This is a genomic window from Pseudomonas sp. R25(2017) (assembly GCF_002112565.1).
Classification (GTDB): domain Bacteria; phylum Pseudomonadota; class Gammaproteobacteria; order Pseudomonadales; family Pseudomonadaceae; genus Aquipseudomonas; species Aquipseudomonas ekonensis.
Map to the genome: position 1 here is coordinate 1 of NZ_NEHZ01000030.1, position 26,070 is coordinate 26,070.

Annotated in this window: 26 protein-coding genes and 1 tRNA gene; 19 read left to right on the top strand and 8 right to left on the bottom strand. The window is 64.8% G+C overall.

Annotation, left to right across the window (positions count from 1 at the left end; genetic code table 11):
* Positions 1–173 precede the first annotated feature (173 nt).
* A complete protein-coding gene (locus CAG31_RS27050) occupies positions 174–2,558 on the bottom strand; it encodes an RND family transporter (RefSeq protein WP_085586807.1) in 2,385 nt (794 codons plus the stop codon).
* 28 nt (positions 2,559–2,586) lie between these two features.
* Complete coding sequence (locus CAG31_RS27055; protein WP_085586808.1) at positions 2,587–3,615, bottom strand: YCF48-related protein; 1,029 nt, start codon at positions 3,613–3,615, stop codon at positions 2,587–2,589.
* Between the two features lie 492 nt (positions 3,616–4,107).
* Here CAG31_RS27055 and CAG31_RS27060 point away from each other — a divergent pair, with 492 nt between their 5' ends.
* From CAG31_RS27060 to CAG31_RS27090, 7 genes are all read left to right on the top strand, one after another.
* On the top strand, positions 4,108–4,698 hold the full coding sequence (locus CAG31_RS27060; RefSeq protein ID WP_085586809.1) for an amino acid synthesis family protein: 591 nt from the start codon (positions 4,108–4,110) through the stop codon (positions 4,696–4,698).
* A gap of 31 nt (positions 4,699–4,729) precedes the next feature.
* The gene (locus CAG31_RS27065; protein WP_085586810.1) at positions 4,730–5,563 is read left to right on the top strand and encodes an alpha/beta fold hydrolase; all 834 of its coding nucleotides are present in this window, start codon (positions 4,730–4,732) and stop codon (positions 5,561–5,563) included.
* Complete coding sequence (locus CAG31_RS27070) at positions 5,560–7,041, top strand: aldehyde dehydrogenase (RefSeq protein WP_085586811.1); 1,482 nt, start codon at positions 5,560–5,562, stop codon at positions 7,039–7,041. Before CAG31_RS27065 ends, CAG31_RS27070 begins: the two co-directional genes overlap by 4 nt.
* A 12-nt stretch (positions 7,042–7,053) precedes the next feature.
* Positions 7,054–7,539 carry a flavin reductase family protein gene (locus CAG31_RS27075; RefSeq protein WP_085586812.1) on the top strand — a complete coding sequence of 162 codons (486 nt, stop codon included), beginning with the start codon at positions 7,054–7,056 and terminating at the stop codon, positions 7,537–7,539.
* A 130-nt stretch (positions 7,540–7,669) separates the two neighbouring features.
* Entirely contained in the window at positions 7,670–8,074 is a 405-nt protein-coding gene (locus CAG31_RS27080; RefSeq protein WP_085586813.1) for a carboxymuconolactone decarboxylase family protein, read from the top strand.
* Positions 8,075–8,111: 37 nt separating this feature from the next.
* Complete coding sequence (locus tag CAG31_RS27085; protein WP_085586814.1) at positions 8,112–8,864, top strand: GntR family transcriptional regulator; 753 nt, start codon at positions 8,112–8,114, stop codon at positions 8,862–8,864.
* 1 nt (position 8,865) lies between these two features.
* Positions 8,866–9,429 (top strand): NUDIX hydrolase, encoded by a 564-nt coding sequence (locus CAG31_RS27090; protein ID WP_085586815.1) that lies wholly within the window; start codon positions 8,866–8,868, stop codon positions 9,427–9,429.
* Positions 9,430–9,485: 56 nt separating this feature from the next.
* Here the strand turns inward: CAG31_RS27090 and CAG31_RS27095 are convergent, their stop codons facing one another.
* Together CAG31_RS27095 and CAG31_RS27100 are read right to left on the bottom strand one after the other, a co-directional pair.
* Positions 9,486–9,962, bottom strand: coding sequence for a hypothetical protein (locus CAG31_RS27095; protein ID WP_085586816.1), 477 nt, complete (start codon positions 9,960–9,962; stop codon positions 9,486–9,488).
* Positions 9,963–10,115: 153 nt separating this feature from the next.
* Positions 10,116–10,409 (bottom strand): DUF1330 domain-containing protein, encoded by a 294-nt coding sequence (locus CAG31_RS27100; RefSeq protein WP_085586817.1) that lies wholly within the window; start codon positions 10,407–10,409, stop codon positions 10,116–10,118.
* A gap of 67 nt (positions 10,410–10,476) precedes the next feature.
* On the opposite strand from CAG31_RS27100, the gene ribBA reads away from it, so the two are divergent.
* From ribBA to CAG31_RS27125, 5 genes are all read left to right on the top strand, one after another.
* Entirely contained in the window at positions 10,477–11,586 is a 1,110-nt protein-coding gene (gene ribBA / locus CAG31_RS27105) for a bifunctional 3,4-dihydroxy-2-butanone-4-phosphate synthase/GTP cyclohydrolase II (RefSeq protein ID WP_085586818.1), read from the top strand.
* Between the two features lie 167 nt (positions 11,587–11,753).
* Positions 11,754–12,779, top strand: a complete 1,026-nt coding sequence (locus tag CAG31_RS27110) for an ABC transporter substrate-binding protein (RefSeq protein ID WP_085586819.1) — start codon at positions 11,754–11,756, stop codon at positions 12,777–12,779.
* Entirely contained in the window at positions 12,776–13,720 is a 945-nt protein-coding gene (locus tag CAG31_RS27115) for an ABC transporter permease (RefSeq protein ID WP_085586820.1), read from the top strand. Before CAG31_RS27110 ends, CAG31_RS27115 begins: the two co-directional genes overlap by 4 nt.
* Positions 13,721–13,726: 6 nt before the next feature.
* Positions 13,727–14,536: an ABC transporter permease gene (locus tag CAG31_RS27120; protein ID WP_085586821.1), complete on the top strand. Its 810-nt coding sequence runs from the start codon at positions 13,727–13,729 to the stop codon at positions 14,534–14,536.
* A 17-nt stretch (positions 14,537–14,553) separates the two neighbouring features.
* Positions 14,554–15,708, top strand: a complete 1,155-nt coding sequence (locus CAG31_RS27125) for an ABC transporter ATP-binding protein (RefSeq protein ID WP_085586822.1) — start codon at positions 14,554–14,556, stop codon at positions 15,706–15,708.
* A gap of 212 nt (positions 15,709–15,920) precedes the next feature.
* Here CAG31_RS27125 and map read toward each other — a convergent pair whose 3' ends face one another.
* Together map and CAG31_RS27135 are read right to left on the bottom strand one after the other, a co-directional pair.
* Positions 15,921–16,718 carry a type I methionyl aminopeptidase gene (gene map, locus CAG31_RS27130; protein WP_085586823.1) on the bottom strand — a complete coding sequence of 266 codons (798 nt, stop codon included), beginning with the start codon at positions 16,716–16,718 and terminating at the stop codon, positions 15,921–15,923.
* Positions 16,715–16,975 (bottom strand): ParD-like family protein, encoded by a 261-nt coding sequence (locus CAG31_RS27135; RefSeq protein WP_085586839.1) that lies wholly within the window; start codon positions 16,973–16,975, stop codon positions 16,715–16,717. The genes map and CAG31_RS27135 overlap by 4 nt, the downstream gene beginning before the upstream one ends.
* A 203-nt stretch (positions 16,976–17,178) precedes the next feature.
* On the opposite strand from CAG31_RS27135, the gene CAG31_RS27140 reads away from it, so the two are divergent.
* The 4 genes from CAG31_RS27140 (at position 17,179) to CAG31_RS27155 (ending at position 21,548) form a co-directional block, all read left to right on the top strand.
* Entirely contained in the window at positions 17,179–18,555 is a 1,377-nt protein-coding gene (locus tag CAG31_RS27140) for a pyridoxal-phosphate dependent enzyme (RefSeq protein ID WP_085586824.1), read from the top strand.
* Positions 18,552–19,730 carry a cystathionine gamma-synthase gene (locus CAG31_RS27145; RefSeq protein ID WP_085586825.1) on the top strand — a complete coding sequence of 393 codons (1,179 nt, stop codon included), beginning with the start codon at positions 18,552–18,554 and terminating at the stop codon, positions 19,728–19,730. The genes CAG31_RS27140 and CAG31_RS27145 overlap by 4 nt, the downstream gene beginning before the upstream one ends.
* Before the next feature lie 546 nt (positions 19,731–20,276).
* Positions 20,277–21,041, top strand: coding sequence for a hypothetical protein (locus CAG31_RS28810; protein WP_256575602.1), 765 nt, complete (start codon positions 20,277–20,279; stop codon positions 21,039–21,041).
* A gap of 192 nt (positions 21,042–21,233) precedes the next feature.
* Positions 21,234–21,548 (top strand): hypothetical protein, encoded by a 315-nt coding sequence (locus CAG31_RS27155; protein ID WP_085586826.1) that lies wholly within the window; start codon positions 21,234–21,236, stop codon positions 21,546–21,548.
* 12 nt (positions 21,549–21,560) lie between these two features.
* Here the strand turns inward: CAG31_RS27155 and CAG31_RS27160 are convergent, their stop codons facing one another.
* Positions 21,561–23,201 carry a hybrid sensor histidine kinase/response regulator gene (locus CAG31_RS27160; protein ID WP_085586827.1) on the bottom strand — a complete coding sequence of 547 codons (1,641 nt, stop codon included), beginning with the start codon at positions 23,199–23,201 and terminating at the stop codon, positions 21,561–21,563.
* A gap of 112 nt (positions 23,202–23,313) precedes the next feature.
* On the opposite strand from CAG31_RS27160, the gene CAG31_RS27165 reads away from it, so the two are divergent.
* Both CAG31_RS27165 and CAG31_RS27170 read left to right on the top strand, forming a co-directional pair.
* Positions 23,314–23,919, top strand: a complete 606-nt coding sequence (locus CAG31_RS27165; protein WP_085586828.1) for a response regulator transcription factor — start codon at positions 23,314–23,316, stop codon at positions 23,917–23,919.
* Between the two features lie 150 nt (positions 23,920–24,069).
* Positions 24,070–24,144, top strand: a tRNA-Gln gene (locus CAG31_RS27170).
* A 41-nt stretch (positions 24,145–24,185) separates the two neighbouring features.
* On the opposite strand, the gene CAG31_RS27175 is transcribed toward CAG31_RS27170, so the two are convergent.
* The gene (locus tag CAG31_RS27175; RefSeq protein ID WP_085586829.1) at positions 24,186–25,184 is read right to left on the bottom strand and encodes a bile acid:sodium symporter family protein; all 999 of its coding nucleotides are present in this window, start codon (positions 25,182–25,184) and stop codon (positions 24,186–24,188) included.
* A gap of 83 nt (positions 25,185–25,267) precedes the next feature.
* Between CAG31_RS27175 and CAG31_RS27180 the strand changes: the two genes are divergently transcribed.
* Positions 25,268–26,056: a helix-turn-helix domain-containing protein gene (locus tag CAG31_RS27180; protein ID WP_085586830.1), complete on the top strand. Its 789-nt coding sequence runs from the start codon at positions 25,268–25,270 to the stop codon at positions 26,054–26,056.
* The last annotated feature ends 14 nt before the right edge of the window (positions 26,057–26,070 follow it).

Here is a 26,070-nt window from a genome sequence, read left to right on the forward strand (position 1 = left end):
AGCTGTGCCGGGTGGCATTCGCCCTCATGAAAAGCGAGAGCGAATACCAACCGAACTTGAGGCTGCAGGGTTCCCTTGCAACATAGAATCTCCCACAGGGTTTTGTGTGAATCGTGAAATGCAGAAAAGCCGCAACCCTGAGGTTGCGGCTTTGTCGTTCCAGCCCCCAAGGATCAGTGGGCGAACAGCGAATTGCCCTTCTGCCCCGCCAGCTTCTCAGGCTTGATCAGGAACTTCGCCAGCGCCGGCAGCAGCCACAGCGCGCCGAACATGTTCCACAACAGCATGAAGGTCAGCATCAGGCCCATGTCGGCCTGGAACTTGATCGCCGAGAAGATCCAGGTGCACACGCCGATGGCCAGGCACAGGCCGGTGAACAGCACGGCCTTGCCGGTGGACTTCAGGGTCTGGTAGTAGGCTTCCTGCAACGGCAGGCCGGCACGCAAGAAACTCTCCAGGCGGCTGTAGATGTAGATGCCGTAGTCCACGCCGATCCCCACGCCCAGCGCCACCACCGGCAGGGTCGCGACCTTGACGCCGATGCCCATGAACGCCATCAGCGCGTTGCCCAGCACCGAGGTCAGCACCAGCGGCAGGACGATGCACAGGGTCGCCGCCCACGAGCGGAAGGTGATCATGCACATGACCGCCACGCAGATGTACACCAGCACCAGGATGGTCAGCTCAGCCTGCTTGATGACTTCGTTGGTGGCCGCCTCGATCCCGGCGTTGCCGGCGGCGAGGATGAACTCCAGGCCGTCCTTGTTGTTGTCCGCGGCGAATGCCTGCACCGCCTTCACGGCACGGTCCAGGGTCTCGGCCTTGTGGTCGTTGAGGAACACCAGCACCGGCGCCAGCGAACAGTTGTTGTTGTACAGGCCGTCGGCCCGGGCGATGGAGTTGTTCAGCACGTCCGGGTTGCGCGACAGGGTCTCCCATTTCAGGTTGCCCTCGTTCATGCCCTTGATCATCTGCTTGGACACGGTCACCAGCGAGATCGCCGACTGCACGCCCTCGGTGTTCTGCATCTTCCACATCAGCTCGTCGATGGGCGCCATCGCCTCGTAGCGCGAGCAGCCTTCGGACTTGGTCTTGACCATCACCACCAGCACGTCGGAACTGGTGGAGTAGTTGCTGATGATGAAGTTGTTGTCCTTGTTGTAGCGCGAGTCCGGCCGCAGTTCCGGCGCGCCCTGGTCGAGGTCGCCGATCTTGAGGTTCTTGCTGTACCAGAGGCCGCCGCCGAAGGCGACCAGCGCGATCAGGATCGACACCGGCGCCACTTTGGAGCTGGCGAAGTTCGACAGCAGGCGCCAGAACGGATGCTCGCGGTTCGCGTCTTTCTTGCTCTTGGCCACGGCGCGCTTGCTGATGCCGACATAGGAAATCGCCACCGGCAGCAGGATCAGGTTGGTGAACACGATCACCGCCACGCCGATGGACGCGCCGATGGCCAGTTCGCGGATCACGCCGATGTCGATGATCAGCAGGGTGATGAAGCCGACGGCGTCCGCCAGGATCGCGATCATCCCCGGCAGGAACAGTTGCCGGAAGGTGCGCCGCGCGGCCGTCAGGGCGTTGTCCGCCTCGCTGGACTGCAAGGCGATGCCGTTGATCTTCTGCACGCCGTGGGAGATGCCGATGGCGAAGATCAGGAACGGCACCAGCATCGAATACGGATCGAGCCCGAAGCCGAAGAAATGCATCAGCCCCAGTTGCCAGATCACCGCCACCAGCGTGGTGCTCAGCACCGCCACGGTGCTGCGCATGCAGTGGGTGAACCAGTAGAGCAGGATCAGGGTGATGACGAAGGCGACGCCGAAGAACATCACCACCATCACCAGGCCGTCGATCAGGTCGCCGACCTTCTTGGCGAAGCCCACGATGTGGATCTTGACGTTGGGGTTCTGCGCCTCGAACTTGTTGCGGATCTTGTCCTCCAGCTCATGGGAGAACTTGCGGTAGTCCAGCGCCAGCAGCTTGCCCTGGTCCTGCGGATCCGGGTAGGACTCCAGCAGCGGGATGTCGACGATGCTCGACTTGAAGTCGTTGGCCACCAGCCGCCCGACCTGGCCGGACTTGAGCACGTTGTTGCGCAGCAGGTCGAGGCTGTCCTGGGAGCCGTTGTAGCTCTGCGGGATCACTTCGCCGCCGGCGAAGCCTTCCTCGGTCACCTCGGTCCAGCGCACGCTCGGGCTCCACAGCGACTTAAGGCCGGAGCGGTCGACGCCGGAGATGTAGAACACCTCGTCGTTGATCTGGCGCAGGGTCTCCATGTACTCCTTGGAGAAGATGTCGCCGTCGGTGGCCTCCACCGAGATCCGCACCGTGTTGCCCAGGTTCGCCAGGTCGTTGCGGTGCTCCATCATCTTCTCGATGAACGGATGCTTGAGCGGGATCATTTTCTCGAAGCTGGTGGACGGCCGGATCAGCGTGGCCTGCCAGAACAGGAAGATGCTGACCAGCAGGCAGATCACGATCACTGCCGGGCGGTTGTTGAAGATCAGGCGTTCGAGGAACGTCGCCTTGTCCTGATGATGAGTGCTCAAGGAAGTCATAGCCCCGCCTTCTTATTATTGATCCGGCTCATTTGCCCAGCTCGGCGCCGTTGGGCGCCGTGATGCGTACCCCGCCCTGCCCGGTCAGGATCAGGTCGCCGTTGCCGGCGGCGGTGACCGACGACAGCGAAATGCGGTCGGGCCGGTTGAACACGCTGAAAGTCTCGCCGTTGTCGCTGCTGCTGATCACCGAGCCGCCGTTGCCGACGATCACGATGGAACCGTCGTCGAGCAGCGTGGCGCCGGACAGGCCGAACTCCAGGGAACCGCGCGCCGCCTTCAGCTCGACCTGTTCCCAGGTGCCGCCGAAGTCGGTGGAGCGGTAGAGGTTGCCGCGCAGGCCGTAGGCCAGCAGGGTCTGCGGCTGCGCGGTGCCGATCACGCCGAACAGCGAGCCTTCATACGGGCCTTCGAGCTTTTCCCAGGTCTGGCCCCAGTCGGCGGAGCGGAACATGCTGCCCTGCTCGCCGACGATGAACAGCCCGGCGTCCTTCACGGCGGCGATGGCGTTGAGGTGGTATTGGTCTTCGTTGTCGAGGCGGTCGCTGACGTCTTCCCAGTGCTGGCCGCCGTCGGTGGTCTCCAGCAGCGCCCCATAGGCGCCGACGGCGATGCCGTGGCTGGCGTCCTTGAACCAGACGTCGAGCAGCGGCGCTTCGCGCTTGAGGTCTTCGAACTGCTTGGTCCAGGTCAGGCCGCCGTCTTCGCTGGCGAGGATCTGCGCGTCATGGCCGACGGCCCAGCCGTGCCGGTCGTCGACGAAGTACACGGCGGTGAGCAGTTGCCGGGTCGGCACCTTGGCCTGAATCCAGGTCTTGCCCTGGTCGTCGGAATAGAGAATGTGGCCGCGATCCCCGACCGCCACCAGCCGGGCGCCGGCATGGACGACATCGAGCATCAGGCTTTTGGCGGCCTTGGCCGAAGCGGTGGAATAGACCCCGTCCGCGGGCGCTTCGTCGGCCAGTGCACAGGCCGGTACGGCTGCCAGGCCCAGCAGGGCGCAGGCGGTGGCCAGCAGTGCGGTTTTGCGTAACGCCGGCGGGCGGCAACGAACCATAGACCTTCCCCTATTTATTATTGTTGGGCCATCGGGCCTTCAAGGGCGCCGCAAGGGTGCTCCGGGACCGACCGGTCAGCTGCGCTGCGTGCAGCATAGTCCTGAAACCCGCAGTCCAGAGCCCCTTCGGATGCTGGCTCATCCTATCGGGCTTTGGAAACGTCTGACAATCGGCGCCACGTTATCTTTTGTTAACCGCCAAACCGGTCTGTTGCAGACGAATGCTTGCTCACGAAGGCGCCAGGTCAGGCCACAAAGACGCAGGCCGGAGCGGCCCCATCGCCAGCAGGCTGGCTCCCACAGGGATCTGGGGTGAATGCAGAGTCGGTGGCCACAGCAGAACAATGTGGGAGCCAGCCTGCTGGCGATGACGGCCGAATGAACGGCCATTCGCCGGATGGATGACGCAAAACTTGCGAAGGGGACTTGCGCGATAGGTATTATGGTATACCATCAGACGCACAGACACTCTTATCCCCTACGGAGCAGCCCATGAGTTTCGAAATCCGCAAGATCGTCAGCTACATCGAAGAGACTTTCATCGAAGGCGGCAAGGCCACCGACACCCCGGTGACCATGGTCGGCCTGGCGGTCGTGATCAAGAACCCGTGGCTGGGCCGCGGCTTCGTCGAAGACCTGAAACCGGAGATCCGCGCCAACTGCTCCGACCTCGGCGCGCTGATGGTCGAACGCCTGGTGGCCGCCATCGGCGGCGCCGAGAAGATCGAAGCCTACGGCAAGGCCGCCGTGGTCGGCGCCGACGGCGAGATCGAACACGCCTCCGCGGTGATCCACACCCTGCGCTTCGGCAATCACTACCGCGAAGCGGTCAAGGCCAAGAGCTACCTGAGCTTCACCAACAAGCGCGGCGGTCCCGGCACCTCGATCCAGATCCCGATGATGCACAAGGACGACGAAGGCCTGCGCTCGCACTACATCACCCTGGAAATGCAGATCGAAGACGCGCCGCGCGCCGACGAGATCGTCGTGGTGCTCGGTTGCGCCGACGGCGGCCGCCTGCACCCGCGCATCGGCAACCGCTACATCGACCTGGAAGAGCTGGCCGCCGAAAAGGCCCAGTGACCACAATAAGAAAGCATTGCAGGAGCGCTCCATGATTCGGCTCACCGCTGAACTCACCCCCGCCGGCACCAGTTATCTGGCGACCGGCCTCGGCCAACCCGTCGTGCTGATCCACGGCGTGGGCCTGAACAAAGAAATGTGGGGCGGCCAGATCGTCGGCCTCGCCTCTCAGTACCGGGTGATCGCCTACGACATGCTCGGGCATGGCGCCAGTCCGCGACCGGCCGCCGACACCGGCCTGCTCGGCTACGCCGATCAGTTGCTGGAGCTGCTGGAGCACCTGCAACTGCCCCAGGTCACCGTGATCGGGTTTTCCATGGGCGGCCTGGTGGCACGGGCCTTCGCCCTGCACTACCCGCAGCGCCTGCAAGGGCTGGTGGTGCTCAACAGTGTGTTCAACCGCACCGAGGAGCAGCGCGCCGGCGTCATCGCCCGCACCAGCCAGGCCGCCGAGCACGGGCCGGACGCCAACGCCGAAGCCGCGCTGTCGCGCTGGTTCAGCCGCGAATACCAGGCGGCCAACCCGGCGCAGATCGCCGCGATCCGCCAGACCCTGGCCGGCAACGACCCGCAGGGCTACCTGACCACCTATTCGCTGTTCGCCACGCAAGACATGTACCGCGCCGACGACCTGGGCAGCATCCAGGTGCCGACGCTGATCGCCACGGGCGAGCTGGATCCCGGCTCGACCCCGGAGATGGCCGAGCAACTGGCCCGGCGCATCCCCGGCGCGAAGGTCGCCGTGCTGCCCGAGCAAAGGCATATGATGCCCGTAGAGTCGCCGCGCCTGGTCAACCAGATGCTGCTGGAATTTCTCGAATCCGCAAACGCCCGACAAAACCATATAAAGGGGATCGTTGCATGACACTCGCACGCTTCCAGATGTGCATCGGCGGAGAATGGGTCGACGCCCTCTCCGGCAAGACTTTCGAAAGCCTCAACCCGGCGCTGGCCGAGCCCTGGGCCGAGCTGCCCGATGCCGACGAGGCCGATGTCGAACGCGCCGTGCAGGCGGCCCAGACCGCCTTCGACAGCCCGGCCTGGCGCGGCCTGACCGCCACCGCGCGCGGCAAGCTGCTGCGCCGCCTCGGTGACCTGATCGCCGAAAACAAGGAGCAGCTGGCCCAGCTGGAAAGCCGCGACAACGGCAAGCTGATCCGCGAGACCCGCGGCCAGGTCGGCTACCTGCCGGAATTCTTCCACTACACCGCCGGCCTGGCCGACAAGCTCGAAGGCGGCACCCTGCCGCTCGACAAGCCCGACCTGTTCGCCTACACCGTGCACGAAGCCATGGGCGTGGTCGCCGCGATCATTCCGTGGAACAGCCCGCTGTACCTGACCGCGATCAAACTCGCGCCAGCCCTGGCGGCGGGCAACACCATCGTGATCAAGCCGTCCGAGCACGCTTCGGCGACGATCCTGGAACTGGCGCGCCTGGCCCTCGAAGCCGGCATCCCGCCGGGCGTGGTCAACGTCGTCACCGGCTACGGCCCGAGCACCGGCGCCGCCCTCACCCGCCATCCGCTAGTGCGCAAGATCGCCTTCACCGGCGGCGCGGCGACCGCCCGGCACGTGGTACGCAGCAGCGCCGAGAACTTCGCCAAGCTGTCGCTGGAGCTGGGCGGCAAATCGCCGAACATCATTTTCGCCGACGCCGACCTCGACAGCGCCATCAACGGCGCCATCGCCGGGATCTACGCGGCGTCCGGGCAGAGCTGCGTGTCCGGCTCGCGCCTGCTGGTGCAGGACGAGATCTACGATGAGTTCGTCGGCCGCCTGGTCGAACGCGCCCAACGCATCCGCATCGGCAACCCCCAGGACGACAGCAGCGAAATGGGCCCGATGGCCACCGCCCAGCAACTGGCCGTGGTCGAAGGCCTGGTGGCCGACGCCCTCGCCGAAGGGGCGCGCCTGCGCATCGGCGGCAAGCGTCCGGCGGGCGTGGGCGACGGCTGGTTCTATGAACCGACGCTGTTCGAGTGCGACCGCAACTCGATGAAGATCATGCAGGAAGAAGTGTTCGGACCGGTGGCCTCGGTGATCCGCTTCAAGGACGAGGCCGAAGCGCTGGCGATCGCCAACGACTCGCAGTTCGGCCTCGCCGCCGGCATCTGGACCCGCGACCTGGGCCGCGCCCATCGCCTGGCCCGTGACGTGCGTTCGGGGATCATCTGGGTCAACACCTACCGCGCGGTGTCGGCGATGGCGCCCATCGGCGGCTTCAAGAACAGTGGCTACGGACGCGAAAGCGGCATCGATTCGGTGCTGGCCTACACCGAACTGAAAACGGTGTGGATCAACCTTTCCCAGGCCCCGATGCCTGATCCCTTCGTGATGCGCTAGGAGTCCTGCGACATGATCGAACCCGGCATTTACAAAGACGTGATGGGCTCCTTCCCGTCCGGAGTCACGGTGGTCACCACCCTCGACGCGGACGGGGGCATCGTCGGCATCACCGCCAGCGCCTTCAGCGCGCTGTCGATCGACCCGGCGCTGGTGCTGTTCTGCCCCAACTACGCCTCCGACACCTACCCGGTGCTGCGTGACAGCCAGCGCTTCGCGATCCACTTGCTGTCCGCCGACCAGACCGCCGAAGCCTATGCCTTCGCCGGCAAGGGCAAGGACAAGGCCAAAGGCATCGCCTGGCACCTGAGCGAACTGGGCAACCCGATCCTGGACAAGGCCACGGCGATCATCGAGTGCGAGCTGTGGCGCGAATACGACGGCGGCGACCACGCGATCATCGTCGGCGCGGTGAAGAACCTGATCCTGCCGGCGCAGCCGGTGACGCCGATGATTTATCACAAGGGCAAGCTCGGCGCGTTGCCGAGCCTGACTTGAGAAAACAATGCAAAACACTGTGGGAGCTGGCTTGCCAGCGATGGCGGTGGGTCAGCCAGCATAGATGTCGATGTGATGCCGTCATCGCTGGCAAGCCAGCTCCCACAGGGCCTGAGGTGAGGTTGAGAATATGAATAACGAAAAATACGAAAAGGGCCTGAAGATTCGCACCCAAGTGCTGGGCGAGGCTTACGTCAACCGTTCGATCCAGAACGCCGACGACTTCACCCGCCCGCTGCAGGAAATGGTCACCGAATATTGCTGGGGCCATGTCTGGGGCCGCGACGGCCTGTCGCTCAAGGAGCGCAGCATGATCAACCTGGCGATGATCTCGGCGCTCAACCGCCCGCACGAACTCAAGCTGCATGTGCGCGGCGCCTTGCGTAACGGCTTGAGTCGTGAGCAAATACGCGAAATTCTGCTTCAGGTCGGCATCTACTGCGGCGTTCCCGCTGCCGTAGACAGTTTCCGGCTCGCCCGTGAAGCCTTCGCCGAAGCCGACGCCGAGGCCTCCAGTCAACACTCGGCTGTCTGACCGCCCCGCAAGGACAGCCACATTTAGAGCGGACTCCATGAAACGCCTGCCACTCGACGACAGCTTCAAGGTCAATCGCAACCCCGTCACCCTGCGCGAGATCGTGCTGGACAAGCTGCGAAGCGCCATCATGAACTTCCAGCTCCTGCCGGGCGACCGCCTGGTCGAACGCGACCTGTGCGACCGCCTGGGCGTGAGCCGCACGTCGGTGCGTGAGGCCCTGCGTCACCTTGAATCCGAAGGCCTGGTGGAATTCGCCGACGCCAAGGGCCCGCGCGTGGCGATCATCACGCTGGCCGACGCCGTCGACATCTATGAGCTGCGCTGCGTGCTCGAAGGCCTGATCGTCCAGCTGTTCACCCTGCGCGCCAAGGCCAAGGACATCAAGGCCCTGGAGAAAGCGCTGGAGGAGAACCGCAAGGCGCTCAAGGACGGCGAGCTGCAGCAGGTGATCGACTCGGTGCAGGGTTTCTACGACGTGCTGCTGGAAGGCTCCGGCAACCATATCGCCGCCACTCAGCTGCGCCAGTTGCAGGCGCGCATCAGCTACCTGCGGGCGACGTCGGTGTCCCAGGAGAACCGCCGCGGCGCCAGCAACCAGGAAATGGAAAAGATCGTCGAGGCGATCAAGAGCGGCGATCCGCTGGCCGCCCACCAGGCGTCGGTCGACCACGTGCGCGCCGCGGCCGCCGTCGCCCTCGACTACCTCAAGCGCAAGCAGGAAGAGACCGGCGCCACCCCGGCGATCACCCTGCCCATCGCGCTGAAAGAACCGCGCATAGGCCGCTGACATGTTCAGCCCGAGCTTTTGCCCGAAATGCGGCGGCGCCGACCTCGGTCAGCAGGTGCCGCCGGGCGATACGCACGAGCGCCTGATGTGCCGCGGCTGCGGCTACATCCACTATGTGAACCCGAAGATCATCGCCGGCTGCATCATCGAGCAGGACGGCAAATACCTTTTGTGCCAGCGGGCGATCCCGCCGCGTCCGGGCACCTGGACGCTGCCGGCAGGTTTCATGGAAAGCGGCGAGACCACCGAGCAGGCGGCGGTGCGCGAAGTCTGGGAAGAAAGCGGCGTGCGCGCCGAGATCGTCTCGCCCTACTCGATCTTCAGCGTGCCGAAGATCAGCGAGGTGTACATCATCTTCCGCGCCATCGCCCTGGAGATCACCGGCCAATACGGCCCGGAAACCCTCGACTGCCAATTCTTCGCCCCCGAAGACATCCCCTGGGACAAGATCTACTACCCGGCGATCCGCCAGATCCTCGAACGCTACATCGAAGAACGCCAGGCCGGCGTCTACGGCATCTACGTGGGCAACGACGACAGCGGCAAGATTCATTTCATCCGCTGATCAGAAGCCACCTTCAACAGATGCAGAGCCCGGCCCGGATCCCCGATAGCCGGTGCTCAGTCCGGCATCGACCGAATGATGTCAGCCAAATCATCTTTGGTGATCTCATTGGTCTTGAGCGCAGCGGAGATGTCTTTTTTGGAAAGCGGGAAGCGCTTGAAAATGTCCTTCAATGTGTCCGCATCGATATTCTGCAACCAAAGAGGGTCGATGAAGGAGCCACCATACTCAGGCTTCATGGGAACCTCTTCGTGAGCGATTGAACCTTTGTGGTTCAGATAGACAACATAGCGATCGTGCCCTTCAGGAAAGCTTTTATCGTGGTATAGCGTCGTCCCGATGGGGAGGACATAGTAATTGTCATCGCCACTTTGCCCTTCGATCAGCAGTGGCTCTGTGGTTTTAACCCTCTCCAAATCACGTTCCTTCGAGCCGTTCCCGAAAATCAGAAACGCCAGAAAGATCGCATTTACAAATAGAACGCCCAGCAGCCAATAGCCAATTCGCCTATTTGCAAACATTCCTCTTGTCATGGTATGCCTCAATAATCCCTTCGAGCATGGCTTGTGAATCCGCAGGCAAGAAAATCCCGTGCTGAGCTCTGGATTGCGTACGCGCGGCTCGTCCTTCGATGAATGACAAGCCGCGCATTTCGCTGTATTTCGCGCAGCCTTGCAAGCAAGCCCTTACGGCGCCATCCCTTCCACAATAATGACTTCCGCCCTCGCCCATTCCTCCCGGTAGCTTTTCGCTTCCTGATACGCCACCGAGCGATAGCACGCCACCGCCTGTTCGTAGCTGTCGAACTCAATCACCACGCTGCGCTGCGGCGTCGCCCTGCCCTCCATCGCTTCGCTGCGCCCGCCCCGGGCCAGGAACCGTCCGCCGTACTCGGCGAACGCCTTGGGGGCGCGTTGGGTGTATTGGCTGTAGCGGTTCGGGTCGGTGACGTCCACATGAGCAATCCAGTAAGCCTTCATAGTGACCTCTCGGTTGAATTTGTATTATGGTATACCACAAATTTCCAACAGACACCGGGAGTCCAGCATGCCCTTCAACACTATCGAAGAAATCCTCGAAGATTACCGCCTCGGCAAAATGGTGCTGCTGGTCGATGACGAGGACCGGGAGAACGAAGGCGACCTGCTGCTGGCCGCCGACCGCTGCACGCCCGAAGCGATCAGCTTCATGGCCCGGGAGGCTCGCGGGCTGATCTGCCTGACCTTGACCGACGAACATTGCCAGCGGCTGGGCCTGGAGCAAATGGTGCCGAGCAACGGCAGCGTGTTCAGCACCGCGTTCACCGTCTCCATCGAAGCGGCGGTGGGCGTCACCACCGGGATCTCCGCCGCCGACCGCGCCCGCACCGTGGCCGCCGCGGTGGCGCCCGATGCCTGCGCCGAGGATCTGGTGCAGCCCGGCCACATCTTCCCCCTGCGCGCCCGCGAAGGCGGCGTGCTGACCCGTGCCGGGCACACCGAGGCCGGTTGCGACCTGGCGCGCCTGGCCGGCTTCACGCCCGCCTCGGTGATCGTCGAGGTGATGAACGACGACGGCACCATGGCCCGCCGACCGGACCTTGAAGCCTTCGCACGAAAGCACGGGATCAAGATCGGCACCATCGCCGACCTGATCCACTACCGCCTGAGCACCGAGCACACCATCGAGCGCATCGGCGAACGCGAGCTGCCGACGGTGCACGGCACCTTCCGCCTGATCACCTTCGAGGACCGCATCGAGGGCGGCGTGCACATGGCCATGGTGATGGGCGAACTGCGCCGCGAGCAGCCGACGCTGGTGCGCGTGCATGTGATCGACCCGCTGCGCGACCTGGTCGGCGCCGAGTACAACGGGCCGCGCAACTGGACGCTGTGGGCAGCGCTGCAACGGGTCGCGGCCGAGGGCCATGGCGTGGTCGTGGTGCTGGCCAACCATGAGTCCTCCCAGGCGCTGCTGGAGCGGGTGCCGCAACTGACCCAGCCACCGCGCCAGTTCAGCCGTTCGCAGTCGCGGATCTATTCTGAAGTGGGCACCGGGGCGCAGATTCTGCAGAACCTGGGCGTCGGCAAACTGCGCCACCTCGGGCCGCCGCTGAAATATGCCGGTTTGACCGGCTACGACCTGGAAGTGGTCGAGAGCATTCCCTTCACCGAGTGACGCCGTTTGCCGGATAACCGGTACGGCAAAATGCTTGCACAAAGCTTGGAATACCATAATATGATATTCCATAGACCGGACGAGCTGACGAAGCCGTCCCTCTACTGCTCCCGACAGGCGGGCAACAACGCAAGCCCGCTGAAAAACACAACAATGAGGGCGTGAAAATGGTGTTGAACAAAGCTGCAACCGCAATCCTTCTTGCGGGACTGCTGAGCGTGACCGGCCCCGCTGCAATGGCCGCCGAAAGCGTGAACTTCGTCAGCTGGGGCGGCAGCACCCAGGATGCGCAGAAGCAGGCCTGGGCCGACCCGTTCAGCAAGGCCAGCGGCATCACCGTCGTGCAGGACGGCCCCACCGACTACGGCAAGCTCAAGGCCATGGTCGAAAGCGGCAACGTGCAGTGGGACGTGGTCGATGTCGAAGCCGACTTCGCCCTGCGCGCCGCCGCCGAAGGCCTGCTCGAACCCCTCGACTTCAAGCAGATCCAGCGCGACAAGATCGACCCGCGCTTCGTCAGCGACCACGGCGTCGGCTCGTTCTTCTTCTCCTTCGTGCTCGGCTACAACGAAGGCAAGGTCGGCGCCAACAAGCCCCAGGACTGGAGCGCCCTGTTCGACACCAAGACCTACCCCGGCAAGCGCGCCCTGTACAAATGGCCGAGCCCCGGCGTGCTGGAACTGGCCCTGCTGGCCGACGGCGTGCCGGCGGACAAGCTCTACCCGCTGGACCTGGACCGTGCCTTCAAGAAACTCGACACCATCAAGAAAGACATCGTCTGGTGGGGCGGCGGCGCCCAGTCGCAGCAATTGCTCGCGTCCGGCGAGGCTAGCCTCGGCCAGTTCTGGAACGGCCGCACCTACGCCCTGCAGCAGGACGGCGCACCGGTGGGCGTGAGCTGGAAACAGAACCTGGTGATGGCCGACATCCTCGTCGTGCCGAAGGGTTCCAAGAACAAGGACGCGGCGATGAAGTTCCTGGCCAGCGCCAGCAGCGCCAAAGGCCAGGCCGACTTCTCCAACCTGACCGCCTACGCCCCGGTCAACGTCGACAGCGTGGCGCGTCTGGACTCGACGCTGGCCCCCAACCTGCCGACTGCCTACGCTAAGGATCAGATCACCCTTGATTTCGCGTACTGGGCCAAGAACGGTCCGGCCATCGCGACACGGTGGAACGAATGGCTGGTCAAATGAAAATGGCGGCCACCGCGTCCCGTCCCTCCACTGCCGCCGGGAGCGCTGCCAGCGCTGCCGGCCCGGCCCCGGTCAAGGCGAGTGCCATGGCGCAAGCCCCGTCCCTCAAACAACGCTGGCGCGGCGCCGGCAACCTGGCCCCGGCGCTGCTGTTCCTCGGCCTGTTCTTTCTCGCGCCGCTGATCGGCCTGCTGCTGCGCGGCGTGCTGGAGCCTGAGCCGGGCCTGGGCAACTACCAGCAGCTGTTCGCCAACTCGGCCTACGCGCGGGTGCTGCTCAACACCTTTTCGGTGGCCGGGCTGGTGACCCTGTTCAGCCTGCTGCTGGGCTTCCCGCTGGCCTGGGCGATCACCTTGGTGCCGCGCGGCTGGGGCCGCTGGATGCTCAACATCGTGCTGCTGTCGATGTGGACCAGCCTGCTGGCGCGCACCTACTCCTGGCTGGTGCTGTTGCAGGCCTCGGGGGTGATCAACAAGGCCCTGATGGCGATGGGCATCATCGACCAGCCGCTGGAGATGGTGCACAACCTCACCGGCGTGGTGATCGGCATGAGCTACATCATGATCCCGTTCATCGTGCTGCCGCTGCAGGCGACCATGCAGGCCATCGACCCGATGATCCTGCAGGCCGGCTCGATCTGCGGCGCCAGCCCCTGGACCAACTTCTTCCGGGTGTTCCTGCCGCTGTGCCGGCCGGGGCTGGCGTCCGGCGGGCTGATGGTGTTCGTGATGTCGCTCGGTTACTACGTCACCCCGGCGCTGCTGGGCGGGGCGCAGAACATGATGCTGCCGGAGTTCATCATTCAGCAGGTGCAGTCGTTCCTCAACTGGGGCCTGGCCAGCGCCGGCGCCGCGTTGCTGATCGTCATCACCCTGGTGCTGTTCTACTTCTACCTGAAGCTTCAGCCGGAATCCCCGGTTGGCGCCAGCAACGCGAGGTAAGCCGACATGCTCCTGACACCCAATGCCATGAGCCGCCGGATGCGCCTGGGCCTGTACGCGACGACCGGGCTGATCGGCCTGTTCCTGCTGCTGCCCATCGTGTTCATCGTGCTGCTGTCGTTCGGCTCGTCCCAGTGGCTGGTGTTCCCGCCGCCGGGCTGGACACTGAAGTGGTACGTGCAGTTCTTCTCCAATGCCGACTGGATGAGCGCGGCCATGGCCAGCCTCAAGGTCGCGGTGCTGACCACCGTCTGCGCCGTGGCCCTGGGCCTGCCGACCGCCTTCGCCCTGGTGCGCGGGCGCTTTCCCGGCCGGGAAATGCTCTACGGCCTGTTCACCCTGCCGATGATCGTGCCGCTGGTGATCATCGCCGTGGCGGTGTACGCGCTGTTCCTCAAGCTCGGCTACACCGGGACGATGTTCGCCTTCGTCGTCAGCCACGTGATCGTCGCCCTGCCGTTCACCATCATCTCGATCATCAACTCGCTGAAGCTGTTCGACCAGTCGATCGAAGACGCGGCGGTGATCTGCGGCGCCTCACGCCTGCAGGCGGTGTTCAAGGTGACGTTCCCGGCGATCCGTCCGGGCATGGTCGCCGGCGCCCTCTTCGCCTTCCTCGTCTCGTGGGACGAAGTGGTGCTGAGCGTGATGATGGCCAGCCCGACCCTGCAGACCCTTCCCGTGAAAATGTGGACCACCCTGCGTCAGGACCTGACACCCGTGATCGCCGTCGCCTCGACGCTGCTGATCGGCCTGTCGGTGCTGGTCATGGTGATCGCCGCCGCCCTGCGCCGGCGCAACGAAATCCGCGCCTGAGCGCCCAGGAGTACGACATGAGTGCCGTGATCAAAGACGCATCCCAGCAGAGCGACAAACCCCTGGTCAGCCTGCGCCACCTGAACAAGCACTACGGCGATTTCGCCGCCGTGGACAACATCTCGCTGGACATCAAGGACGGCGAATTCCTCACCTTCCTGGGCTCCAGCGGCTCGGGCAAGAGCACCACGCTGTCGATGCTCGCCGGCTTCGAGACGCCGAGCAGCGGCGAGATCCTGGTCAACGGCCAGTCGCTGGTGAACGTGCCGCCGCACAAGCGCGACATCGGCATGGTGTTCCAGCGCTACTCGCTGTTCCCGCACCTTTCGGTGCGCGACAACATCGCCTTCCCCCTGGCGATCCGCAAGCTCGCCGCCGCCGAGCGGGACAAGCGCGTCGATGCGATGCTCAAGCTGGTGCAGCTGGAGCAGTTCGCCCACCGTCGCCCTTCGCAGTTGTCCGGCGGCCAGCAGCAACGGGTCGCCATCGCCCGGGCGCTGGTCTACGAGCCGCGCATCCTGCTGATGGACGAGCCTCTCGGCGCGTTGGACAAGAAGCTGCGTGAAGACCTGCAAGACGAATTGCGCCAGCTGCACCGGCGCCTGGGCATCACCATCGTCTACGTGACCCACGACCAGGAAGAAGCCATGCGCCTGTCCCAGCGCATCGCGATCTTCAGCCACGGCAAGATCGTCGGCCTGGGCAGCGGCTACGACCTGTACCAGAACCCGCCGAACGCCTTTGTGGCGTCGTTCCTCGGCAACTCGAACTTCTTGCGGCTCAAGGCCCAGGGCAACGGGGCGGCGGATTTCGAAGGGCAAGCGCTGTCGATCCGCCTCACCGCCGGCCTGCACAGCGGGCAGGACGTGCTGCTGATGGTGCGCCCGGAAAAGGCCCTGGCATTGAGCGTGCAGCAAGCGGTCAACGAACCGCTGGCCGCCGGCTGGAACGAGGTGTCGGCCAAGGTGGTGGAGGTGCTGTTCCTCGGCGAAAGCCAGACGTGCAGCGTGGTCACGCCGGGCGGCACCGCAATGACGGTCAAGGCCCTGTCCGCTGCCGGCATGCCGCTCAAGGCCGGCGATCCGGTGCAGGTGCGCTGGGCCACGGCGGACGCCTGCGTGTACACCGAATGGGCGGAAAGCGACTTGAACAAGGCGGCCGGCGCTCACTGAGCCCGGCATCGCCACAAGAGATCCCTGCACACCACAGAACCTGTGGGAGCTGCGGTGCGACGACTCGACTTGCCAGCGATGAGGCCGGCACTGCCGACATCCATGTTGCCTGGCCCGCCGCCATCGCGGGCAAGCCCGCTCCCACAGGGATCGCGGCGTCTAGGAAATGTCACCTTCGGGCCGGCATCGCGTCGGGCGGTGCCGGCCCTTTTTTACGACCGAAGGATCGGCGCAAACCCTGCGATCTCGTCCGGCCACGCCGTCAGCACTTCGAAGCCGTCCTCGGTCACCGCCACCATGTGCTCCCACTGCGCCGAGAGCGACTGGTCCTTGGTCACCACGGTCCAGCCGTCGGCCAGGCTTTTCACATGGCGCTTACCGGCGTTGAGCATCGGTTCGACGGTGAAGATCATCCCCGCCTTCAGCTTCAGGCCCTGGTTCGGATGCCCGTAGTGCAGCACCTGCGGCTCATCGTGATAGACCTTGCCGATGCCGTGCCCGCAGTACTCGCGCACCACGCTGAAGCCTTCCCGCTCCGCCAGGCTCTGGATCGCGAAGCCAATGTCGCCCAGGGTCGCGCCCGGGCGCACGGCGCGGATGCCGGCGCACATGGCGTCGTAGGTGGTCTTGATCAGATGCCGGGCCTCGGGCGTCGGCTCGCCGACCACGTACATGCGGCTGGTGTCGCCGAACCAGCCGTCCTTGATCACCGCGATGTCGAGGTTGACGATGTCGCCGTCCTTCAGCTTGCGGCCCGACGGAATGCCGTGGCACACGACCTCGTTGACCGACGCGCACACCGTCTTCGGGAAACCGTGATAACCGACGTTGGCGGGAATCGCCTTCTGCACGTTGACGATATAGTCGTTGCACAGACGGTCGAGGTCGTCGGTGGAGACCCCGGCCTTGACGTGGGGCACCAGCATGGCCAGCACTTCGGCGGCCAAACGGCCCGCCTCCCGCGATTGGGCGATGTCGGCGGCGGTGTTGATCTTGATCGGGTTTCTCATGCTTCGGTCCTCTGCGCAGACGAGACCGCAGACGAGGCATCCGCCAACGTGCACAGACGCTGCAGATCGAGACCGCCCGCCTGCTCCGCGCGGATCAGCAAGCGGCAGATGGCGCTGTGATCCAGGTTGGGGTGCAGCTCGGCAAGCATGCCGATGCGCATCCAGTGCTCGGCCTGTGCGTTGATCGAACGACTGAGCGCGCTGCTGGAGATGCGCAGGTTCTCGTGCATGTCCTCGGAGATTTTTACGATGCCCACGGCAATACCTGATATGAAATGCATATGGAACGTATATTAGCGGCGTTCGAACGAAAACCGCAATCGGACCTTGCCGCACCCACGCCCCAAACCATTGGCCCAACCAGCGAAAGGTTGCGGCGCAGACCATCCGGGCCTATGTTGCATGCGAGCTTGTTCCCCGCGAATGGATCGCGATCAATCACCACAAACGAGGTGAAGAGATGTCAAAGGATTCACGCCCTGCAGTGCTTGGGCTGATAGGCAACACACCGCTGGTTCGTGTCACCCGCTTCGACACCGGGCCGTGCACGCTGTTTCTCAAACTCGAATCGCAGAACCCCGGCGGATCGATCAAGGACCGCATCGGTCTGGCCATGATCGACGCCGCCGAACGCGACGGCCGCCTCCAGCCCGGCGGCACCATCGTTGAGGCCACCGCCGGCAACACCGGCCTGGGCCTGGCCCTGGTGGGCCGCGCCAAAGGCTACCGGGTGGTGCTGGTGGTGCCGGACAAGATGTCCACCGAAAAGGTCCTGCACCTCAAGGCCATGGGCGCCGAAGTGCACATCACCCGCTCCGACGTCGGCAAGGGCCACCCCGAGTACTACCAGGACGTCGCCGCACGCCTGGCCAAGGACATTCCCGGCGCCTTCTTCGCCGACCAGTTCAACAACCCCGCCAACCCGCTGGCCCACGAATGCAGCACCGCCCCGGAAATCTGGGCGCAGACCGAACATGACCTGGACGCCATCGTCGTCGGCGTCGGCTCCGCCGGCACGCTCACCGGCCTGACCCGGTTCTTCCAGCGCGTGCAGCCGGACCTTGAAATGGTGCTGGCCGACCCGGTCGGCTCGGTGATGGCCGAATACAGCCGCAGCGGCCACCTCGGCACCGCCGGTTCCTGGGCGGTGGAAGGCATCGGCGAGGACTTCATCCCGTCGATCTCCGACCTCTCCAGCGTGCGCCACGCCTATTCCATCAGCGACGAAGAAAGCTTTGACCACGCCCGCCAACTGCTGCGGGTCGAAGGCATTCTCGGCGGTTCGTCCACCGGCACCCTGTTCGCCGCCGCGCTGCGCTACTGCCGCGAGCAGACCGAACCGAAACGGGTGGTCAGCTTCGTCTGCGACACCGGCACCCGCTACCTGTCCAAGGTCTACAACGATCAGTGGATGAACGACCAGGGCCTGCTGGCGCGCAAGCGCTACGGCGACCTGCGCGACCTGGTGGCCCGACGCTTCGAGGACGGCCGGGTGATCAGCGTCGGCCCGGAAGACACCCTGCTCACGGCCTTCCAGCGCATGCGCCTGGCCGATGTGTCGCAACTGCCCGTCCTAGTCGAAGGCCGCCAGCTGGTCGGTGTGATCGACGAATCCGACATCCTGCTCGGCGTCCATGAGGACGCTGCGCATTTTCGCAAGACCGTCGCCAGCGCGATGACCGACAAGCTGCAGACCCTGGCGCCGAACGCCGACCTGGCCGAGCTGGAGAAGGTCCTCAACCGCGGCCTGGTGGCGATCATCGCCGACGCCTCGGGCTTCCATGGCCTGATCACCCGCGTCGACATGCTCAACCAACTACGGAGATCCCTGGCATGAGCCAGCACGATGAAAACGCCCCGCCACGGGGCTTCGCCACCCGCGTGATCCACGCCGGGCAAACGCCGGACCCGACCACCGGGGCGCTGATGCCGCCGATCTACGCCAACTCCACCTACCTGCAGGACAGCCCCGGTGTGCACAAGGGCTTCGACTACGGCCGCTCGCACAATCCGACCCGGTTCGCCCTGGAGCGCTGCGTGGCGGACCTGGAGGGCGGCACCCGGGCGTTCGCCTTCGCCTCGGGCCTGGCGACCATTTCCACGGTGCTCGAACTGCTTGAGGCCGGCTCGCACGTCGTGTCGGGCAACGACCTGTACGGCGGCACGTTCCGCCTGTTCGACAAGGTGCGCCAGCACAGCGCCGGACACCGTTTCACCTATGTCGACCTGAGCGACCTGTCGGCCTTCGAAGCGTCGCTGCAGGACGACACCCGCATGGTCATCGTCGAGACCCCGACCAACCCGTTGCTGGGCCTGGTCGACCTCGCGGCCATCGCCCGCACCTGCCGGGCGCGGGGCATCCTGTGCGTGGCCGACAACACGTTCGCCAGCCCGTACATCCAGCGTCCGCTGGAGCTGGGCTTCGACATCGTGCTGCACTCGACCACCAAGTACCTCAACGGTCACTCCGACGTGATCGGCGGCATCGCCGTGGTCGGGCAGAACGCGGAACTCGCCGAGCGCCTGGGCTTCCTGCAGAACGCGGTCGGCGCGATCGCCGGGCCGTTCGACGCGTTCCTCACCCTGCGCGGCGTGAAGACCCTGGCGCTGCGCATGGAGCGCCATTGCAGCAACGCCCTGGAACTGGCGCAGTGGCTGGAGCGCCAGCCGCAGGTCAAGCGCGTCTATTACCCGGGCCTGCCGTCGCACCCGCAGCATGAACTGGCGAAACGGCAGATGCGCGGTTTCGGCGGGATGATCTCCCTGGACGTGAACAGCGACCTGGCCGGCGCCCGACGCTTCCTGGAGAACGTGAAGATCTTCGCCCTGGCCGAAAGCCTCGGCGGCGTGGAAAGCCTGATCGAGCACCCGGCGATCATGACCCACGCCACCATCCCGGCAGAGACCCGCGCGCGGCTGGGCATCGGCGATACGCTGGTGCGCCTGTCCGTGGGCGTGGAAGATGTCGAGGACCTGCGCGCCGACCTGGCGCAGGCGTTGGCGAAGATATAGGCCCCGAAACGTCAAAGCCCGCACAAGGCGGGCTTTGGTGTTCGAGTAGTCGGCCAGTGCTGGTCTCTGGCTTACGAGGTTTATCAGGACTCCCACAGTACAGGCAATGTGCTCTGCTGCTTCACACGGCATAAGGGCTGGATCCCAGCGCGGGGATCTTTCTAACCGTGTACCCTTCGGAACGCGCCCAACGCTTCCTCGCTATCCGCTTGCGCATCAGTCTGCGTGTTCGCCTACACCTATGAGCCTAGCAAAGGCTTTGAAATCCGAAACGCCCTTTTTAGACCGATTTCCTTCTAGCGCCCGCCCGCAAGGACGTTAACCGACTATCGCCCCGGGCCGAGCGGCCTCCGTCGCCGACGATTGGCCGACTATACTTTTCAGTTCGCTAACGAAGTTTCATGCAGTACGTCGACACCCGTGCACCTGGCGGTGCGCCCGTGCCAATCGCCAATCTGGTTAACCCCGGGCCAACGAGCCCTGCCGCCGGTGCAGCCGACGGACGCCGCTCGGACGCGTTGTGGCTGATGGGTCGTGGAGAAGATCATGAAACACAAGCTTTTGACAGGCGTCGTTCTTGCGGTGGCCGCAACGGTGGTGGTGCCGGTGGCCTGGGCGGCGCAGCCGCAGGCGTTGGCGTCCGATGGCTCGGATCATGTCGGTGCGGGTGCCGTTGCCTCTGACGGTTCTGACCATGTCGGCGCGGGCGCTGTGGCTTCCGACGGCTCCGACCATGTCGGCGCAGGCGCTGTGGCTTCCGACGGCTCCGATCATGTAGGCGCGGGCGCTGTGGCCTCCGACGGTTCCGACCACGTCGGCGCAGGCGCTGTGGCTTCCGACGGCTCCGATCATGTAGGCGCGGGCGCTGTGGCTTCCGACGGCTCCGATCATGTAGGCGCGGGCGCTGTGGCCTCCGACGGTTCCGATCATGTCGGCGCAGGCGCTGTGGCTTCCGATGGCTCTGACCACGTCGGCGCAGGCGCCGTGGCTTCCGATGGCTCTGACCACGTCGGCGCGGGCGCCGTGGCTTCCGACGGTTCCGATCATGTCGGCGCGGGCGCTGTGGCTTCCGATGGCTCTGACCACGTCGGCGCGGGCGCTGTGGCCTCCGACGGTTCCGATCATGTCGGCGCAGGCGCGGTGGCTTCCGACGGTTCCGACCATGTCGGTGCAGGCGCCCTGGCCGCCGATGGCGCGGACAAGGTCGGCGCCAACCGGCTGGCCTACTCCCGCGTCGGCGTCGGCTCCGACCGGGTCGCCTCGGCGCTCATGACCGGCAGCTATTCCGACCAGTTCAACAGCCCTCAATAACCGGCCCAGCCAGGTAAAACGGGCGGTCCCATCCGACCGCCCGTTTCGTCCCCGCTAGCACATTTGTGCTAATGACCGCTGCGTCGCCCGGCGCTATAGTCCCCGCAACCCCCGACGCTTCCCCACACGGCCCTTGCACCGTGCACGGCACCGTCGCGCCCGGAAAAAGAACAACACCAAGGAAGACACACCATGAAACTGCACTCACGCCTCTGCAAACTCGCTGTCATCGGTGCGCTGCTGGCCGGCGCCGCCGGTTGCCAGACCGCCAAACCCACCGAAGACAGCATGAAGGAACGGGCCCAGACCGTGATCGGCCAGCCCGTCACCAAGATCGCCAACGTGCGCAGCGACAGCACCCTCACCTATTACACGGCCTACACCGCCGGCGGCGAGTACAACTGCGAGCTGCCCAGCGGCGCGATCGTCGCCGTGGCCAGCATGGGGATCATGTCGCCGCCGCTGACCTGCCTGCCCAAAGGCGCCTCGCCGATCCCGTACCGGTAACCGGATCCGCCCTCACGCCAGGCTGTCGCTGCCGGCGCCCACCGGCTCGTCCCGCCGCTCGCGCAGCGCACGCAAGGTCGCGCGCAGCTCGGCCGGACGCACCGGTTTTGACAGGATGGCGATCCGACGGTCATGCAGCGCCGCCTGGATTTTCTCGATGTCATGCCCGGTGATGATCATCGCCGGCACCGCCTGACCGCGCTGCCGGCGAATGTCATCGATGCACTCGATGCCGGTGCCGTGGGCTCCCAGGTCGTAGTCGGCGACGATGATGTCGCAGTCCGTCACCAGCCCCTGCCCCGTCGTCTCGGCCTGCACCACGCACCCCCAACGCTCGAGCAGCGCCGACGTGGCCAGCAGCACGTTGCGGTCATCCTCTACCAGACACACTTTCAGCCCGGTCAGCATGCCCGCCTGACGCGCCTCATCGCGCACCGCCGGCAACGCAGGCGCCGTCGCCAACGGCAATCCGAACAGGGTCACCGCCGTGCCATGCACGAGCCGCGAGCGCAGCGTCACCCCGACACCGATCAGTTGCCCCAACCGTTTGACGATCGACAGCCCCAGCCCCACGCCCTCCACATCCTTGTCCCGTAACTGGCGAACCCGGTAGAACTCCTCGAAGACCTTCGGCAGATGTTCCTCGGCGATGCCGTTGCCGCAGTCGTACACGACGATGGCCAGCCCGCCGGCACGCTTGCGCACGCCGATCAGCACCGGCCGGTGCGCACCGTACTTGAAGCAGTTGGACAGGACGTTCTGCACCATGGTCGCCAGCAGCGCCGGGTCGGTGCGAACCCAGTGCCGGCACGGACGCAGGCGCAGTTCCACGCCGGCCCAGCGTGCGGCTTCGGCGTTCTGGCGGATCAGGTCGGCCAGCCATTCGCCCAGTTCGAACGTCTGGAGCTTGGGCTGGATCCGCCCGTTGTCGAGGGTGTAGAGGTCGAGGATCGAACGGAACAGCTGCGAGACGTTGAGCAGCGAACGGTCGATGTTGTCCACCAGCCGGCGCTCTTCGTCACCCAGGCGGGACTCGCGCAGGCACGCGGTGAACAGGCCGATGGAGTGGATCGGCTGGCGCAGGTCGTGGCTGGCCTGGGCCAGGAACCGCGACTTCTCCAGATTGGCCGCGACCGCCTCTTCCGACGCCTTGCGCGTGCGTTCCAGCAGCAGGTGCGCATAGAACGGAATCACCGTGCTGGTGATCATCAGCATCAGCACCATGAACGGCTGCGCCTGCCACACCGGCGTCAGGCTGTACACCACGACCAGCGCCGCCAACGCCAGCGCCGTGGCGATCGCCAGGTAACGCGAACCGTAGCGCATGCCGTTGCCCAGGTTGACCCAGACCATCACCGCATACAGCGGCAACGCGGTGGCGCCGCCCATCACCAGCCCGAACGAGGTGCCGGTGTAGTCGTTGACCATGCCGAAGATCCGCCGCGCCGGATAATGCCCGGGCCAACGCACAATGGCCTGGCGCAGCACCGCCGACGCCAGCAGGAACACGCTGATGTAGGCGATGATCGGCAGGTAGGTGTCCACCCGCTGCCCCGGCAGAAAGCCCAGCACGCTGATGTAGGCCAGGGCCACGCTCGCCAGAATGATGCGCAGGTTGGCCTGGTCGAGCTCGGTGTTCTTTTCGAACTTCATGGGAACGTCCTTGTGCGGCAGTCGTCAGATCCAGCACGAACCAACAGGCAACGCCTTTGCCCGGTGCTAAGGTGCAAGCCAACGGAACGCCAGACCCAGGGAGGGTGCAGCCATGGCTTGCCGAATCATCATAGCCGACGATCACCCGCTGTTTCGCGAAGCGCTGCTGCGCACCGTCCAGCGCCTGTTGCCCGAGGCCGCCGTCGACGAGGCCGGCGATTTCGAGGCCGTGCAGCGCTTGCTCCGGTCAGGCGACGAGCCGGACACACTGATCCTCGACCTGCGCTTTCCCGGCCTGACCAGCCTCGACCAATTGGCGCAACTGCGCCTGCAATGGCCGCGCACCACATTGATCGTGGTGTCGATGGTGGACGACGAAACGCTGATCGGCGAAGTGATGGCCGCCGGGATCGACGGGTTCATCGGCAAGAACATCGCCCCGGACGAGATCGGCCAGGCGATCCTGGCCATCCGCGAGGGTGAAGTGCTGGTCAGGTTTGCGCCTTCGGGCCTGTTGCCGCTGGAATCCGGCACAGCGTTGACCGCCCGTCAGCAGGAAGTGCTGCGGCTGATCGCCCAAGGCAAGACGAACAAGGAAATCGCCCGGGAACTCGATATATCTCCGTTTACCGTGCGCATTCATGTGTCTTCGTTGCTGCGCACGCTGAACGTCCCCTCCCGTGCCGCTGCGGCGGTGAAATACTCGGGGACGCTGTAGGAAAAGCGGCGAAATGAGCCATCACGGGCGGCGCAAAAAAGATAACAGGCTGTTTTCCAAGAAAATTATTTCGTTCGGGGCTTCCCAGACGGAAAAAATGTTGTTAAATTTCGCGCACTTTCCGGGAAGCCAGACAGGCCAACCGAATACAGGGGCGTCGCCAAGCGGTAAGGCAGCAGGTTTTGATCCTGCCATGCGTTGGTTCGAATCCAGCCGCCCCTGCCATTTTCTTCCTCGTTTCACCCTCCCTTACTTAGCCAACTCCCTTATGGATCCACCTGAGCCATCAGTTCAGGAATCGACTCCGGCCGTTTGGCATATCGCTGCGCCAGCACCGCACACACCATCAACTGAATCTGATGAAACAGCATCAGCGGCAGGATCAGCACGCCGATCGTGCTGCCGGCGAACAGCACCTGGGCCATCGGCACACCGGTTGCCAGGCTCTTCTTCGAACCGCAGAACAGAATGGTGATGCGGTCTTCCTGGCTGAAGCCGAACGCCTTGCCCAGCACCGTGGACGCCAGCAGCACCAGCGCCAGCAGGATGCAGCACACCACCACCAGCCCGAACAGGTCCAGCACCGGGATCTGATGCCAGATGCCTTCGTTCACCGCCTCGCTGAAGGCGCCGTAGACCACCAGCAGGATCGAACCCTGATCGACGAACTTGAGCCAGTGCTTGTTGCGCCCGACCCAGGCGCCGATCCAGCGCCGGGCGATCTGTCCGGCGATGAACGGCAACAGCAGCTGCACGCTGATCTTCACGATGGCATCGAGGGTCGAACCGCCGTCACCATGGACGTTCAACAGTAGCGTCACCAGCAACGGCGTCAGGAAGATCCCGAACAGGCTGGAGGCCGCCGCGCTGCAGATCGCCGCCGGAATGTTGCCCCGGGCCAGCGAAGTGAACGCAATCGCCGATTGCACCGTGGCCGGCAGCGCGCACAGATAGAGCATGCCCATGTACAGGTTGTCGCCGATCAGCGGCGACAGCAGCGGCTTGAGCGCCAGGCCCAGCAACGGGAACAGCACGAACGTCAGGCCGAACACCAGCAAATGCAGGCGCCAGTGGCCGGCGCCGGCGATGATCGACTCCCGCGAAAGCTTGGCGCCGTGCAGAAAGAACAGCAGCGCGATGGCGATGTTGGTCAGCCAGCCGAAGCCGACCGCGACCTGGCCGCTGGCGGGCAGGAAACTGGCCAGCAGCACCACGCCGATCAGGGTCAGGGTGAAGTTGTCGGGTAACAAGCGTGGGCGGGTCATAAGCGGTCTTCCGGGGGTTGCCAGTACGTGAAGGCGACTCTAACGTGATCGGCAATGACCGACTAACGCCGAAGAGCCCACAGATGCCGCCTAAAGGACACGACAAAAGCGTCAGACGCAGCATTCCCGGACTGCCCAGCCTGCCGCGACCGCTCTACGGCCGTACCGAATCGCTGCCCAACCGCGCCCTCACCCGCCGCCACAGCCACCCGTGGGTGCAGTTGTCTTATGCGATCCAGGGCGTGCTGGAAGTGCAGACCGCCGCCGGGCGCTTCGTCGCCCCGCCGGAGCGGGCGGTGTGGATCCCGGCCGGCGTGCCGCATCGGGTGTTCAGTTCGCCGCACACGGAAATGCGCAGCCTGTACATCGATTGCAGCGTCGCAGGCCGGGCGGCGCAACGGTGTCATGTGCTGGCCGTGAACGACTTGCTGCGCGAGCTGATCCGCACCTTCAGCGGCGTGCCGGTGGAGTACGACCTGGACGGCCCCCACGGTCGGCTCGCTCAGGTGATCCTCGACCAGTTGGCCGAAGCCCCGCAAATCGACCTGATGCTGCCACTGCCCCAGGACAGCCGCTTGCAGCAGATCTATCGCAGCCTTGAGCAGCATCCCGATCAGTCGACCACGCTGCAGCACTGGAGCGACCGGTTCGGCGTCACCGAAAAGACCCTCAGCCGCCTGTTCCTGCGCGACACCGGCCTGACCTTCCGGGCCTGGCGCCAGCGCCTTCGCCTGCTCGGCGCCCTGACGCCGCTGGAACGGGGCGAACGGGTCACCGATGTGGCGCTGGCCTGCGGCTATGATTCAACTTCGGCCTTCATCGCCGCGTTCCGGCAACAGTTCGGAGAGACGCCCGGTGAATTTTTTCGATGATAAATGCCGATATT

What these genes read in the sequence shown, in the direction of transcription:
- map (WP_085586823.1), bottom strand. Translation starts at nt 16,718, where the DNA reads ATGAGAAACCCGATCAAGATCAACACCGCCGCCGACATCGCCCAATCG.
- CAG31_RS27050 (WP_085586807.1), bottom strand. Translation starts at nt 2,558, where the DNA reads ATGACTTCCTTGAGCACTCATCATCAGGACAAGGCGACGTTCCTCGAA.
- CAG31_RS28810 (WP_256575602.1), top strand. Translation starts at nt 20,277, where the DNA reads ATGAAACACAAGCTTTTGACAGGCGTCGTTCTTGCGGTGGCCGCAACG.
- CAG31_RS27055 (WP_085586808.1), bottom strand. Translation starts at nt 3,615, where the DNA reads ATGGTTCGTTGCCGCCCGCCGGCGTTACGCAAAACCGCACTGCTGGCC.
- CAG31_RS27175 (WP_085586829.1), bottom strand. Translation starts at nt 25,184, where the DNA reads ATGACCCGCCCACGCTTGTTACCCGACAACTTCACCCTGACCCTGATC.
- CAG31_RS27065 (WP_085586810.1), top strand. Translation starts at nt 4,730, where the DNA reads ATGATTCGGCTCACCGCTGAACTCACCCCCGCCGGCACCAGTTATCTG.
- CAG31_RS27085 (WP_085586814.1), top strand. Translation starts at nt 8,112, where the DNA reads ATGAAACGCCTGCCACTCGACGACAGCTTCAAGGTCAATCGCAACCCC.
- CAG31_RS27115 (WP_085586820.1), top strand. Translation starts at nt 12,776, where the DNA reads ATGAAAATGGCGGCCACCGCGTCCCGTCCCTCCACTGCCGCCGGGAGC.
- CAG31_RS27125 (WP_085586822.1), top strand. Translation starts at nt 14,554, where the DNA reads ATGAGTGCCGTGATCAAAGACGCATCCCAGCAGAGCGACAAACCCCTG.
- CAG31_RS27145 (WP_085586825.1), top strand. Translation starts at nt 18,552, where the DNA reads ATGAGCCAGCACGATGAAAACGCCCCGCCACGGGGCTTCGCCACCCGC.
- CAG31_RS27160 (WP_085586827.1), bottom strand. Translation starts at nt 23,201, where the DNA reads ATGAAGTTCGAAAAGAACACCGAGCTCGACCAGGCCAACCTGCGCATC.
- CAG31_RS27165 (WP_085586828.1), top strand. Translation starts at nt 23,314, where the DNA reads ATGGCTTGCCGAATCATCATAGCCGACGATCACCCGCTGTTTCGCGAA.
- CAG31_RS27095 (WP_085586816.1), bottom strand. Translation starts at nt 9,962, where the DNA reads ATGACAAGAGGAATGTTTGCAAATAGGCGAATTGGCTATTGGCTGCTG.
- CAG31_RS27080 (WP_085586813.1), top strand. Translation starts at nt 7,670, where the DNA reads ATGAATAACGAAAAATACGAAAAGGGCCTGAAGATTCGCACCCAAGTG.
- CAG31_RS27110 (WP_085586819.1), top strand. Translation starts at nt 11,754, where the DNA reads ATGGTGTTGAACAAAGCTGCAACCGCAATCCTTCTTGCGGGACTGCTG.
- CAG31_RS27120 (WP_085586821.1), top strand. Translation starts at nt 13,727, where the DNA reads ATGCTCCTGACACCCAATGCCATGAGCCGCCGGATGCGCCTGGGCCTG.
- CAG31_RS27180 (WP_085586830.1), top strand. Translation starts at nt 25,268, where the DNA reads ATGCCGCCTAAAGGACACGACAAAAGCGTCAGACGCAGCATTCCCGGA.
- CAG31_RS27075 (WP_085586812.1), top strand. Translation starts at nt 7,054, where the DNA reads ATGATCGAACCCGGCATTTACAAAGACGTGATGGGCTCCTTCCCGTCC.
- CAG31_RS27060 (WP_085586809.1), top strand. Translation starts at nt 4,108, where the DNA reads ATGAGTTTCGAAATCCGCAAGATCGTCAGCTACATCGAAGAGACTTTC.
- CAG31_RS27090 (WP_085586815.1), top strand. Translation starts at nt 8,866, where the DNA reads ATGTTCAGCCCGAGCTTTTGCCCGAAATGCGGCGGCGCCGACCTCGGT.
- CAG31_RS27100 (WP_085586817.1), bottom strand. Translation starts at nt 10,409, where the DNA reads ATGAAGGCTTACTGGATTGCTCATGTGGACGTCACCGACCCGAACCGC.
- CAG31_RS27140 (WP_085586824.1), top strand. Translation starts at nt 17,179, where the DNA reads ATGTCAAAGGATTCACGCCCTGCAGTGCTTGGGCTGATAGGCAACACA.
- CAG31_RS27070 (WP_085586811.1), top strand. Translation starts at nt 5,560, where the DNA reads ATGACACTCGCACGCTTCCAGATGTGCATCGGCGGAGAATGGGTCGAC.
- ribBA (WP_085586818.1), top strand. Translation starts at nt 10,477, where the DNA reads ATGCCCTTCAACACTATCGAAGAAATCCTCGAAGATTACCGCCTCGGC.
- CAG31_RS27155 (WP_085586826.1), top strand. Translation starts at nt 21,234, where the DNA reads ATGAAACTGCACTCACGCCTCTGCAAACTCGCTGTCATCGGTGCGCTG.